Origin of the sequence: Acinetobacter sp. CIP 101966 (genome assembly GCF_000369725.1) — a bacterium.
Taxonomy (GTDB): domain Bacteria; phylum Pseudomonadota; class Gammaproteobacteria; order Pseudomonadales; family Moraxellaceae; genus Acinetobacter; species Acinetobacter lwoffii_Q.
The window spans coordinates 439,791-453,697 of the sequence record NZ_KB850158.1 but is presented as its reverse complement, the minus strand read 5'-3'; the positions used below and the strand labels follow the sequence as shown (position 1 = coordinate 453,697).

Genomic DNA, 13,907 nt, shown 5'->3' with positions numbered 1-13,907 from the left:
AACAGCGTGTTTTTTCTTCGGGAAATGCCGGCGCAAAATTCACTTTTAGGTGCATTTTGCGCTATGCTGTGCAACAGACTTTTTTCACCGTAATTCACTGATACGTTTATGACTACTCACATTGATTCCGAATATCAAGCTAGTGCGATTGAGCCTCAAGTCCAACAGGATTGGGAATATCGCAAAGCCTTTAAAGTTGCCGACAAAGTAGAAGGTCCACGTCGTTATATTCTCTCGATGTTCCCTTACCCAAGTGGCAAGCTACATATGGGTCATGTGCGTAACTATACGATTGGTGACGTGATCAGCCGTTTCCATCGCTTAAAAGGTGAAACTGTCCTGCAACCGATGGGTTGGGATGCTTTCGGTCTGCCTGCTGAAAACGCAGCGATTGCACACCAGGTTGCACCGGCAAAATGGACATTTGAAAATATTGCTTACATGCGTGACCAGTTGAAAAAACTCGGTCTTGCAGTGGATTGGGATCGTGAATTTGCGACCTGTACCCCTGAATACTATCGTTGGGAACAATGGCTATTTGTTCAGCTTTATAAAAAAGGCTTGATCTACCGTAAGCTTTCAACCGTGAATTGGGATCCGGTCGATCAGACTGTTCTTGCCAACGAACAGGTTGAAAATGGTCGTGGCTGGCGTTCAGGTGCATTGGTAGAAAAGCGTGATATTCCAATGTACTACTTCCGCATCACTGATTATGCGCAAGAGTTACTTGACGATTTAGACACGCTTAAAGATGGCTGGCCACAACAAGTGTTGACCATGCAGCGTAACTGGATTGGCCGCTCACAAGGGATGGACATCACTTTCCCTTCAGCAAATCCTGACGTGTATGCAGATGGTTTAACGGTATTTACTACCCGTGCCGACACGCTGATGGGCGTAACGTATGTTGCAGTTGCAGCAGAACACCCGATGGCGCTGAAAGCGGCTGAAACAAACCCAGAATTGGCTGCATTCATTGAAGAATGCCGTATGGGTTCTGTGGCAGAAGCGGATCTTGCGACTGCCGAGAAGAAAGGCATGGCAACCGGTCTTTCTGTGAAGCATCCTGTGACTGGCGAGAAAGTTCCGGTCTGGATCGCCAACTATGTATTGATGTCTTATGGTTCAGGTGCGGTGATGGCGGTTCCATCACACGATGAACGTGACTTCGAATTTGCCAATAAATATGGCTTGACCATCAAGCAAGTGATTGATGCCAAAGGCGCTGATGATAGCGACTTTGATGCAACTCAATGGCAAGAATGGTACGGCTCGAAAGAAGGCAAACTGGTTAATTCAGGTGAATTTGACGGTTTAAATTTCCAAGGTGCATACGATGCATTCCTTGCTAAATTAGAACCAACAGGCCTGGCGATTTCTAAAGTTCAATTCCGTTTACGTGACTGGGGTGTATCTCGTCAGCGTTATTGGGGTTGTCCAATTCCAATGATTAACTGTCCATCATGTGGTCAAGTGCCAGTACCTGAAGATCAACTTCCTGTGGTTCTTCCGACTGACGTTGTTCCAGATGGTTCAGGTAACCCGCTGAACAAAATGCCTGAATTCTATGAAACGACTTGTCCTAGCTGTGGTGGCGATGCTCGTCGTGAAACAGATACGCTGGATACCTTCGTGGAATCATCTTGGTACTATGCACGTTATGCATCTCCCGACTTTACGGGTGGCATGGTGAAACCTGAAGCGGGTCAAACCTGGTTACCTGTCAACCAATACATCGGTGGTGTTGAACACGCGATTCTGCACTTACTTTATGCACGCTTCTTCCACAAATTGATGCGTGATGAAGGCGTGGTACAAGGCAATGAACCATTCACTAACTTGTTAACGCAAGGGATGGTGCTAGCAGATACCTTCTATCGTGAAGCTGAATCTGGCAAAAAAACCTGGTTTAACCCGGCGGATATCGAACTTGAAAAAGACGAAAAAGGCCGTGTGCTTTCTGCCAAATATAAAGAAGATGGCCAGGAAGTTGTGGTTGGTGGTCAGGAAAAAATGTCGAAATCGAAAAATAACGGTATCGACCCGCAATCAATTATTGACCAGTACGGCGCAGATACGGCACGTGTGTTCATGATGTTTGCTGCACCACCAGATCAATCACTAGAATGGTCTGACGCCGGTGTTGAGGGTGCAAACCGCTTCCTGAAACGTGTATGGCGTTTAGCAACAGGCTTCCTTGAAAAAGGTAACGGTGCATCAAACATCGACAAAGCGGCACTGTCTACGGCTGCACAAGACCTACGTCGTAAAACTCATGAAACCATCCAGAAAGTCGGTGATGATATTGAACGTCGTCATGCATTTAACACTGCCATTGCTGCATTGATGGAACTTTTAAATGCTAACAACAAATTTGAAGCTCAAGATGACAATGACGTTGCTGTCGCACGTGAATCGATTACCACGCTGTTAACTTTACTTGCACCATTTGCACCGCATTTAAGCCAGACTTTATTGGCTGAATTTGGGATTGAATTGAATTCAACTTTATTCCCTGCGGTAGATGAATCTGCGCTGACACGTAATACGCAAACCATCGTGGTTCAAGTCAACGGTAAGCTTCGTGGCAAGTTAGAAGTATCTGTAGATGCCTCTAAAGATGACATCTTGGCTCAAGCCAAAGCATTGCCTGAAGTTCAGCAATTCTTGACGGGTCCAACCAAGAAAGAAATTGTGGTACCGAATAAATTAGTGAATTTGGTGGTTTAAATCCTTAAGTTCCCTCTCCTCTCAGGAGAGGGCTAGGGAGAGGTAAATATATAACCCCTCATCCTAACCTTCTCCCAGAGGGAGAAGGAACTTTCTGAAGGATTTCACAATTCCCAAACAAAGCCCGTTGCCAGCCAACGGGCTTTGACTTTACAATCCAGTTCAGGATTTCAAATATTCCCCTTCGGGAAGCATAGAGGGCAACACATGCATTTGGGCAAACATTTAGCAGCAATTGTTTTAACTTGTGGTCTGAGTGCAGGCTTAGTCGGCTGTGGCTTTCATCTGAAAGGAACCAATCCGAGCTCCGCCCCTGTTGCTTACTCTGTCATGAGCCTGTCTTTACCGCCCAATACTGAAGAACTGCAAGAGAAACTGGCAGTTTACCTCGGTGCTGCAGGCGTACAGCTGAGTAATGCACCCAATGCTTATGTGTTACGTGTCCTGGATTACACCCCTCGCCGTCTGGAACTGAACGGTAAACTAGTTGAAACCTTGTTACGTTTAAACGTGACTTTCCGGATTGAAGATGCACAAGGCAATCCGATCACTGAACCACGCACTGTCGTGGCAACACGTACGTATCAATATGATATTGAAACGGTCAACACCGATGACCAGGAACAAAAATATCTGAATCAGGTCATTATTGATGATGTGGCGCAGCAGATCGCGCGTCAGATTTCATCGAACCGCTTACCCTTAGCCAAACAAAATACCTCAGCGCAACCTGCTCAATAAGACCTCTTTATGAAACTTGATTATCTGCAAGCCCTGAAACGTGTCGATGAAGCTCGCGGTGCTTGGGTCTTGCATGGTCAAGAGCCTTTGCTGGAACAGAATTTAATTGATGCCTTTCGGGCCAGCTGGCAAAAGCAGGACATTGAACGTCAACGCTATGACATTAGTTCGGTCGCCGACTGGAAAACCGTCTTTAATGCCTTGAACAGCTTGTCGCTGTTTTCAACCCAGTTGGCGATTGAAGTACATGGCAATATCAAACCGGATGCCAGCGCAATCAAGTTACTGAAAAACTATTTGCAGCATAATGAACAAAACCTGCTGTTGGTGGTGATGCCCAAACAGGATAGTAATAGCCTGAAATCCAGTTTCTTTCAGCTGATTGATGCCAATGGTGTGAATGTTTCGCTGGTGGCCAATTATCCAAAAGACCGGCAGCAGATTCTGGGTATTGAAGCTGAAAAACTCGGCATTCGTTTAGCCAATGATGCCTGGCAATGGCTGGAACAACATCATGAGCACAACCTGCTTGCAGCAAAGAACAGCCTGATGCGGGTTAGCGATACCTTTGCTGAAGTCGATATCATTCAGGTTGATCATTTATATGCATGTTTACAAGATCAGTCACGTTATAGCACCTATGATTTGAGCGATGCCCTGCTACAAGGTAATCTTTCCCAGTCGATCAAAATTTTTCAGTATCTAGTCGTTTCAGGTGAACCGATGAGCCTGATTTTATGGAGTCTCAGCAAGGAAATGCGTCTGTTGATGCAGCTGTTTGAACAACCGCAAAATGCCTTGCAAATCGGGATCTGGAAAACCAAAGTCGGCTTATATCAACAAGCCTTGCGCCGTCTCAGCCCACAGACTTTTCTGGCCTGGCCGGGGTTATTATTAAGAATTGATGCCTCAATTAAAGGACTCGGACATGAAAATCCGGAGCATTTGGTACTACAGGCGATTTCCAGTATCTGTGGCAAGCCCCTATTTCACTAAGTCTTTGTCAAAATTCGAAAAATAAAATAATAATCATTCCTATTAGTTTAAAAAAATACACGATTTATCCTAATTTCGCTTTTATAATCGTTCACAATTCTCTGATTTTGAACCGATATTGATCATGCCAAAAATAAAACCGACGAAATTGATTATGGCCGCCGTGATTGCCATTGCGCTCATCGCTGCGGGGTGGTACTTCCTCAAACCCAAAGAACAGCCTCCGCAATATATTACGGCTGAAGTCACCCAGGGCGATATCGAAAGCTCTGTACTGGCGACTGGTATTCTGGAAGCGACCAAGATGGTCAGCGTGGGGGCGCAGGTTTCGGGTCAGGTCAGAAAAATGTATGTAGAACTGGGCGATCAGGTCAAGCAAGGTCAGCTGATTGCGCGGATTGACTCCGTTCGTCAGGAAAATGATTTAAAAACCGCTGAAGCCAGCATTAAAAATCAGATGGCACAACTTGCAGTAAGACAGGCGAATTTGGCTAAAGTTGAAGCTGAATACAACCGTCAGAAAGCCATGTATGCACAGGATGCCACTTCTCGCTCAGAGCTGGAATCGGCATTTGCGAACTATAAAACGGCGCAAGCGGATATCACCGCCATCAATGCACAGATTGAACAGTCGCGTTTGACGCTGGCGACTGCCAAAGAAGATCTTGGTTACACCCAGATTGTGGCGCCGATGGATGGCACGATTGTGGCGATTGTGACCGAAGAAGGTCAGACTGTAAACGCCAACCAGAGTGCGCCGACTATTGTGAAACTGGCAAAACTGGACACCATGACCATTAAAGCTGAAATTTCTGAAGCAGATGTCATGAAAGTTGAAGAAGGTCAAACGGTTTATTTCACTACCTTAGGCAATAACGAGAAAAAGATTTACGCCAAACTGCGTCAAGTTGAGCCTGCACCCAATTCAATTAATACCGATAGCAATACATCAAGCTCATCGTCAAGTTCTGCGGTTTATTACAATGCATTGTTCGATGTACCGAATGAAGATGGAAAATTACGTATTGATATGACTGCACAAGTTTATATCGTACTGGATGAAGCCAAAAATGTGCTGACCATTCCTGCTGCGGCCATTCAAGGTTCAAACCGTCCGCCACGTGCCAATCGTGGTGAAGCGCGTGGTGAGGGTTCTCGCGGTGAAGGCAGTCCGGCATCACGTCCTGAAGCTGAATCGGCTCAAGGCAATCGTCCTGCCGGTGAACGTCCAGCGCGTCTAAACCTGTCTGAAGCAGAACTTGCATTGATTGAGCAAGGTAAAGCACAACGTGGCATGGTTCGTGTCTTGCAAGCCGATGGTACTGCAAAACCAACCCCTGTATTAATCGGTTTGAATAACCGCGCGACTGCGCAAGTGCTGAAAGGTTTAGAACGTGGTGATCAGGTGGTGATTGCCGATGGTTCTGATACCTCCAATGATGCAGCAAAACGCGGTGGCAATAGCCGTGGCCCAATGAGAATGTAAGCATGAATTCACAACAACAGCCTCTCCTCGAGGTGAAAAATCTGGTTCGTGAATTCCCTACGGGTGAAAGTACGGTCCAGATTTTAAAAGGGGTGAATCTGGAGATTTATCCGGGTGAACTGGTGGCGATTGTCGGTCAGTCCGGTTCCGGTAAATCGACCCTGATGAACATTCTGGGTTGTCTGGACAAACCGACCACGGGTAGCTACAAGGTCAAAGGCCGTGAAACCCGGGAACTGGAAGCGGATGAACTGGCGCAATTACGCCGTGAATATTTCGGCTTTATTTTTCAGCGTTATCATCTGCTGGGCGATTTAAATGCAGCAGGCAATGTCGAAGTCCCTGCGATTTATGCCGGTGCAGATTCATCTGAACGACATGCGCGAGCCGTCAAGATTCTGACCGATCTGGGTCTGGGTGAAAAAACCCAGAATCGTCCGAGCCAGCTCTCTGGTGGTCAGCAGCAACGTGTTTCGATTGCCCGTGCGTTAATGAATGGCGGTGACGTGATTCTGGCCGATGAACCGACCGGTGCATTGGACAAGAACAGCGGTATTGAAGTGATGCGCATTTTGCGTGAACTGAATGCTAAAGGTCATACCATCATTCTGGTCACGCATGATCATAATGTAGCGAAAAATGCGACGCGGATTATCGAGATCTCGGACGGCAATATTATTTCTGATCAGCCCAATGTTCCTGAAGTCGAAGAGCATCTGGAAAAACAGCCGCTAATCCGCAGTGAACAAAAGAAGATTTCTTCATGGCGTTCTGCAGTTGACCGTCTGGGTGAAGCCTTCCGGATGGCCTTGCTGGCCATGAATGCACATCGCATGCGGACTTTCTTGACCATGCTCGGAATCATTATCGGTATTGCTTCGGTGGTCTCGGTGGTGGCACTCGGTAATGGCTCACAAAAGCAGATTCTGGAAAATATCAGCAGTCTGGGGACCAATACCATTACCGTATTTCAGGGTCGAGGCTTTGGGGATAATTCCAGATCTTCACAGTCCAAAACCCTGATTCCGGCCGATGCCGATGCGCTGGCTGAACAACCGTATGTCGATGGCGTTAGCCCATCGGTGAATAGCAGTGTCACCGGCCGTTATAAAGAAATCGAAGCTTCAACCACGGTCAACGGCGTCAGTGAGGATTTCTTCTATGTACGTGGCATGACGTTCCAGTCCGGTCAGCCTTTTGACCGCAGTAGTGTCATGCAACAGGCGCAAGATGTCGTCATTGACACCAATACCAAAAATACCTTCTTTAAGGATGGCACCAATCCGGTGGGTCAGGTGATTTTACTCGGGAGCGTACCGAGCCGGATTATCGGGGTGATTGACGCGCAAAAAGGCATGATGGGCAATAATGACAGCCTGAATGTCTATCTGCCGTATTCCACCGTGATGAGCCGTATGCTGGGTCAATCCAATGTTCGCAGCATCATTGTGCGGATTAAGGATGAATACCCAAGTGCGGCGGCTGAAAATGCGATTCTGAATCTGCTGGTACAGCGACATGGCGCGCAGGATGTGTTTACCCAGAATGCCGACAGTATTCGTGAAACCATTCAGCAAACCACGGCGACCATGACTCTGCTGATTTCAGCAATTGCGGTAATTTCACTGGTGGTCGGCGGGATTGGCGTAATGAATATCATGCTGGTATCGGTAACCGAACGTACTCAGGAAATTGGTGTGCGTATGGCGGTGGGTGCCCGTCAAAGTGATATTTTGCAGCAATTCCTGATTGAAGCCGTTCTGGTCTGTATCTTGGGTGGTATTTTGGGTGTGCTGCTTTCTCTCGGGATTGGCCAATTAATTACCCATTTTGCCGGCGGTACTTTCCAGATGGCGTATTCAACCACTTCGATTGTAGCGGCCTTTGTCTGCTCAAGCCTGATCGGGATTGTGTTTGGCTTTATCCCGGCACGTAACGCTGCTCGTCTGAATCCAGTCGATGCGCTCTCTCGCGAATAAGGAATCTGATATGCAAATGAATTTAACCAAGCTTGCCAGTGCCCTGTTGCTGGGAAGCTCGCTGGTCGGTTGTGCCGCAGTGGTGAAAACCCCCTATCAACAGCCTGCGATCAATATGCCGGGTAGCTTTCAAAACAATAAGGTGCTTAGTCAGCAGATTCATGCCGATATTTTGGCAGATCAATGGTGGACTTTATTTAAAGATCCGCAATTAAATAATTTGGTGAATGAAGTATTGGCGCAGAATACCGATCTGGCAGTGGCCGGCATCAGTTTACAACAGGCCCGCATTCAAGCCAGACAAGCTCAAAGTCAGCAAGGCGTTCGTGTCGGTGATGCCGGACTGACAACACGTAGAAGTTTTGATTTAGAAGATGGTGATAGTTCATCGAGTTTTGGGATTAATTATCCGGGTTTAAGCTATGAACTGGATCTGTTTGGCAAACTGGCCAATCAGACTGAAGCGGCACGCTGGGAAGCACTGGCCTCTGAAGAAGACTTGCAGGCAACCGCACAAAGCCTGATTGGCACCACGGCACAATTGTACTGGCAACTGGCTTATCTGAATGAACGTTATAGTGTGGTACAGCAAAATCTGGCGACCGCGCAAAAAACCTATGATCTGGTGCGGGTGCAATATCGTGCCGGCGCAGTATCCGGTCTGGATTTAACCCAGGCGGAACAGGCAATTCAAAGTCAACAGGCGACTTTAAGCCAGATTGAACAGCAACGTGTGGAAACACGTACCGGACTCGCGGTATTGCTGCACATGCCGGTTCAACAGCTCGCGATTCAAGAGCCAAGCCGTTTACCGAATATTCAATTGCCGAGTATTCAGGCTGACTTACCGGCGAGTTTGTTGTCACGTCGCCCTGACCTTCGAGCGACTGAACTGCGCTTGCGTAAGGCACTAGCCAATAAAGATGCCAACAAAGCCAGCTACTATCCATCCATTAGTTTGACCGGTAATCTGACCACCGGTATTGGCAGCAGTACTTCCCTCTCGAATGCCCTGAAAAATCCGGTTGCAACTTTAGGTGCTGGTCTGACTTTGCCTTTCCTGCAATGGAATGACATGAAACGTGATCTACAAGTCAATGAGCTGGAATATGAAAAAGCCATTATCCAGTATCGCCAGACCATGTATGAAGCCTTTGCCGATGTGGAAAATGCCTTGTCGAATCGGACTGAGCTCACTAAGCAGGTGGCTTTGCAGCAACGCAATGTTGAGTTGGCCGAAAGAACTGAACGCTTGACTGAAGTGCGTTATCGTAATGGTGCAGTCGCTTTAAAGAACCTGCTGGATGCACAGGAAACTACGCGCAATGCACGACTGTCTTTGGTGCAAACCCGACAGAACCAGTACAATGCCTATGTCACCTTGATGCAGGCATTGGGTGGTAGTCCTATCCGTGAATTGCCTTAACAAAGCTTAATCCATAAAAAACCGCTGACAGACAGCGGTTTTTTAGTTCATATTATTTGGGTCAGTTTATTTCATTTGCAAATATGCATTCACATTTTTCAATAATTCAATCGATCGCTCATGTCCGAGCAAACTGCCTTTTTCCAGCCAGTCCCGTGCAATCCCGATATCACGCGCCACGCCAATGCCTTTGGTATATAAACGTCCAAGATGACTATAGGCATCTGCATTCACCTGCGCTGCCGCCTGCTGATAATACTGTACGGCTTGCTCAATATTACTCTCAACACCTTGACCTTGCTCATAGGATTCACCCAGAGCATTTAGCGCCACACCATTCTGCTGAGCGGCTGCTTTTTGCAGATAGCTCAAGCCTAAGGCAATATCCTGCGCAATCTGTTGCCCTTGAAGATACTTCAAGCCCAATTCTGCTTGTGCCTGGGCATGACCCAATTGCGCAGCCTGATGCAGATAGCGATTGGCCAGCTCTGCATTATTGATAAACACAGGATAAATGCCTGACAGAGCTTGGTACAGGAACCATGCCGCCTCTTTCGAACCTTTTGCAACCGCCTGATTCAGGTACTGGATAGCTTTGTCGCGTGTCGGTAAAGGGTATTCAACCAGACTATAAAACCGGCCAACGCTATAAATTAAATCCGCTTCAGATTGAGCTTCAATCTGCCAATACTGCTGTGCCGCGTTCTGAATCATTTGTGTGGCTTTGGCAATGTCTTTTACTGTACCGACACCATTTAAATAACACAGTGCCAGCCCCATCCGTGCAGACACATCGTCAGGACTAAGCTGATAGGCAGCCTGATATAACTCAAATGCTTTTTGCGGTTCGTTGGCCACCAGGTGCTGTTCAAAATACAGCGCAGCAATCATACATAAGGCAGGCGCATGCTGACTGTTGGCCGCTTCCGCCCAGTAACGAAATGCCATGGTTTCATTTTTATCAACATACCAGCCATGAAAATAGGCCAGCCCGATTAAGGTCTTAGCGTGTGCATCGGCGTGTTCTTTGGACTGCTGTAATAAATGCTGGAACACGCGCTGACGCTGGTCGGTATCGATACGGCCCTGTAGCACACCGGCATAATAATCATAGAGACCTTTCTGGTCACCGAGACTGATACAGCGTTTAATAAATTGCAGCGATTGCTTCAGGTCTTGAGGCAGAATCTGGCCACGCGCATAAGAGTTCGCAATCTGCTGATTGGCAGCCAAATGATCTTGTTGCGCCGCCAGAAACAGATAATGAATTCCTTGCACTAAATCCTGGGTCGCTGAATCTGTTAAATAATATTGAGCCAGCTGATACTGCGAATTGGCATGACCCTGCCCGGCATTTTGTATTAACAAGGCCAGACGCTGTGTCTCTGCAGCGGTCTCATTTTGATGGTCTTCGGTCGAAGAAAGTTCAGTGATGCGGTACTGGGCATCCAGATTGCCACGTGCTACCGCATGTCGGTACCAATACAAAGCTTTTTCCGGGTCAGCCTGTTGATACGCCTCCCCTTCATGAATCTGCCCCAAATGATAGGCTGCATCATCACTGCCCAGACGAAAGGCTTTTTCTAGATAACTAATCGCCTTTTCGGTATTCTGCTCATGTCCCAGACCTTGCAGATGCATCAGGCCCATGCCTACATAAGCTTGTGGAATTTCCTGTTGCTGGGCCAGCCCCTGATAAATCTGATAGGCACGTTCATAATTCGGATGTTCTGGATCTGAACTCAAACGTGCTGCATGTTTCAGTTGAGCATCAATCTGCTCAATCCATAAATCATGTTGTACAGCCTTCGCCTGATCACGTTTCACCGGATCGGGACGTTTCCACATCCAGATCGCTAACGCCCCTATCCCCAAAATCAGTACCAGCAAGAACCACATAGCTGCTCCAAAACATTATTTTTGTTCTGCGAATGAATCCTTTCATTCTAAACTGTCTTGTCCTGAAATAGATTGACAGTATTCCACTTCAAACCGAGTTAAGCAATTAGCTCGGTTTTTGTTTGCTCATACATCTGATTCGGGGTGTTCATATTTAAACTTAAATGCGGTCTATAACAATTGTAAATCATGATAGATTCCGCAATTAAGTGATCTAACTCCTTCATGGTTTGACATCGCGTGGTTAAAAACTCCTGCTTTAATATTCCATTAATTCGCTCTGCTAATGCATTCTGATAACAGTCCTTGCCATCTGTCATGGAAGGACATATCCCATAATGGCGCAATGCCGATTGATATAGCTCAGAGCAATACTGAGAGCCTCTGTCTGAATGGTGAATCATCCTGGCTGCCCGATCTGTCACATGCTGCATCGCCATATGTAGTGCCTGCACAACATTCTCTGCACGCATATCATTCGATAACTTATAACCTTTAATCTGTCGGGTATAAGCATCTGTCACCAAGGATAAATAATGCACACCTTCAGCACTCTCAACATAGGTAATATCACTAACAAAGACTTCATTGGCTTGCACCGCTGAATAATCCTTTAATAAATTTGGATGCTTCTTCATCCAATGCTTGCTATCCGTAGTTTTTGTATAGCGACGCTTAGGGCGAATCAATAAGTTATTTTCTTTCAATATTTTAAATAACTGATCCCGTCCACACTTTAAACCACGTTGCAACAATTTGCCTTTAATAAGCCAATACAGCTTACGTGTTCCGATACTTGGCATGAGACAGCGATATTCCATAACCAACTCAAGTATTTGTTCAGTTGCTTGTGCAGTCATTTGAGCACGTTTTTCTGCTTGATAATAAGCTTGTCGGGTGATTCCCAACCACTGACAATAACGTGAAACGCTTAGTCTTCTTTGGCTTTGCCAATCTTTGAAACGTGCTCGGTATACTTTTTTCCAAGATCAGTCCCACATTCTTTATCAATGTGATAAATCACATCCTGAATAAATTCAGTTTTAAGCTTTTCTGCGGCTAACTGCTTTTCTAATTGGCGGATTCGTTGTTGGGGTGTCAATTGGCGTTTAGAAGAAGTCGGCATATTCGAAGTCCAGTCCTGTTGTCCGTGCTTGCGTAACCATACCAGCACAGTTGATCTTCCTTGAATACCATATTTTGCCTGAGCTTGCTTATAAGTAATTTGCCCTTTTTCTACTTCATGTACCACCATCATTTTAAAGGCAAAGCTATAGTCACGTTGTGTACGTTTAACTCGTTGTTCTCGTTTATGTTCCATAAAATAAGTCTCTTAAGGTGTAAACTTATTTCAGGACGGGACAAACGCCAGTTTAAAAAAAGCACATAGATTGTGCTTTTTATTTTTTAAATCAGGCTTTTGCTCTTTTACTATCGAGCTTTTTCAAACCTTCTGCCACGGCAACCATGGCAAAGCTCGAAGTCACCACCACGGCAGAGCCATACCCCCCACAGCGCAAGCCGGCACTGGCGCAGACATCGGCACTGGAGAATGGATTATCAATTGAATAGACACAGGTAATGCCGAATTTTTCTTTGGGCTTTTTACAGATGCCTTTAGCACGTAACTGGGCACGCAATTTGGCCAGCATCGGGTCCTGTTCGGTTTTAGATAAATCTGCAACACGAATTTTCAGTGGATCCAGTTTGCCACCTGCCCCGCCCGATACAATTAAAGGAATCTTGTTAAAGCGACAATGTAGCATCAGGGCAAATTTGGCTTTGACATCATCGATGCAATCTAAAATCAGATCCGGTGTCGGAGCTAAAATTTCTTTGATATTCTCAGGCGTCAGATAATCATCAATTAGATTGATTTTAATCCGTGGATTAATTGCACGGCAACGCTCGGCCATAACTTCAATTTTTTCGTGACCTAATGTCGTACTCATGGCAGGCAATTGACGGTTAATATTAGACGCGGCCACCACATCCATATCGACCAAGGTCAGCTCGCCCACACCGCTACGTGCCAGTGCTTCTACCGCCCATGAACCGACACCACCGATACCAATCACCATCACATGACTTTTTTCATAATGGTTAAAGCTGTCTTCTCCATAAATTTTGGCAACACCAGCAAAACGGCGGTCATATTCATCATCTTGAAGCAGGTCAGTCATAGGTCATCTATAGCAATAAAAATACCGGATCATTTTAGCAAAATCCGCTTTTCTTTACCGCCACTAAATTTTTGATCGATTTAAATGACATTCAGATTGGATGAGAGCGACAACCGACTCGCGATTGATTAAAATATCAACAAATTAATTCTATGTCATTTGGCCAAAAGGAGTGGAATGTCATGCTATTTAACACCCTTTTGGGTTTGAACATTGTTTGTATCGGGCTTTATTTTTATGTTGTGATCAGCCAAAAGAACAAAAATTATTATCTCAGCATTCTCATTCGTTTAATGACTTTAGGATTATTTGGCTTAGTTATTTTCGATCGTTATGAAACACAGAATCATCTGATTGTGTTATTACTCTTGTGGGTAGGCTTTGAAAGCATGGAGCAGTTTTACACTAGAAAAAATCCAGTTCAGTAAAATAAAAAAAGAGGCTTTCGCCTCTTTTTCATGTATCGG

Annotated in this window: 10 protein-coding genes; 7 read left to right on the top strand and 3 right to left on the bottom strand. The window is 45.9% G+C overall.

Annotated elements, in window-relative coordinates:
• Positions 1 to 108: 108 nt before the first annotated feature.
• The 6 genes from leuS to F891_RS02140 all read left to right on the top strand — a co-directional run bounded on the left by leuS (position 109) and on the right by F891_RS02140 (position 9,358).
• Positions 109 to 2,730: a leucine--tRNA ligase gene (leuS, locus tag F891_RS02165; protein ID WP_005103225.1), complete on the top strand. Its 2,622-nt coding sequence runs from the start codon at positions 109 to 111 to the stop codon at positions 2,728 to 2,730.
• 207 nt (positions 2,731 to 2,937) lie between these two features.
• Positions 2,938 to 3,471, top strand: a complete 534-nt coding sequence (locus F891_RS02160; RefSeq protein WP_005103222.1) for an LPS-assembly lipoprotein LptE — start codon at positions 2,938 to 2,940, stop codon at positions 3,469 to 3,471.
• A 9-nt stretch (positions 3,472 to 3,480) separates the two neighbouring features.
• Complete coding sequence (gene holA, locus F891_RS02155; protein WP_004733070.1) at positions 3,481 to 4,467, top strand: DNA polymerase III subunit delta; 987 nt, start codon at positions 3,481 to 3,483, stop codon at positions 4,465 to 4,467.
• A gap of 124 nt (positions 4,468 to 4,591) precedes the next feature.
• A complete protein-coding gene (locus F891_RS02150) occupies positions 4,592 to 5,953 on the top strand; it encodes a MacA family efflux pump subunit (RefSeq protein WP_005103219.1) in 1,362 nt (453 codons plus the stop codon).
• Positions 5,954 to 5,955: 2 nt separating this feature from the next.
• Entirely contained in the window at positions 5,956 to 7,932 is a 1,977-nt protein-coding gene (locus F891_RS02145) for a MacB family efflux pump subunit (protein WP_005261816.1), read from the top strand.
• A 10-nt stretch (positions 7,933 to 7,942) separates the two neighbouring features.
• Complete coding sequence (locus F891_RS02140) at positions 7,943 to 9,358, top strand: efflux transporter outer membrane subunit (protein WP_005261814.1); 1,416 nt, start codon at positions 7,943 to 7,945, stop codon at positions 9,356 to 9,358.
• Between the two features lie 66 nt (positions 9,359 to 9,424).
• On the opposite strand, the gene F891_RS02135 is transcribed toward F891_RS02140, so the two are convergent.
• From F891_RS02135 to F891_RS02120, 3 genes are all read right to left on the bottom strand, one after another.
• Positions 9,425 to 11,257, bottom strand: a complete 1,833-nt coding sequence (locus tag F891_RS02135; RefSeq protein ID WP_005261812.1) for a tetratricopeptide repeat protein — start codon at positions 11,255 to 11,257, stop codon at positions 9,425 to 9,427.
• Between the two features lie 98 nt (positions 11,258 to 11,355).
• Positions 11,356 to 12,578, bottom strand: a protein-coding gene (locus F891_RS17145; protein ID WP_148335412.1) for an IS3 family transposase whose coding sequence is annotated in 2 segments (ribosomal slippage) — positions 11,356 to 12,242 and positions 12,242 to 12,578 — 1,224 coding nt in all. Because the reading frame shifts where the segments join, the coding sequence is not laid out codon by codon here.
• 91 nt (positions 12,579 to 12,669) lie between these two features.
• On the bottom strand, positions 12,670 to 13,440 hold the full coding sequence (locus F891_RS02120) for a tRNA threonylcarbamoyladenosine dehydratase (protein ID WP_005103214.1): 771 nt from the start codon (positions 13,438 to 13,440) through the stop codon (positions 12,670 to 12,672).
• A gap of 182 nt (positions 13,441 to 13,622) precedes the next feature.
• Between F891_RS02120 and F891_RS02115 the strand changes: the two genes are divergently transcribed.
• Complete coding sequence (locus tag F891_RS02115) at positions 13,623 to 13,868, top strand: hypothetical protein (protein WP_005103211.1); 246 nt, start codon at positions 13,623 to 13,625, stop codon at positions 13,866 to 13,868.
• Positions 13,869 to 13,907: the final 39 nt, after the last annotated feature.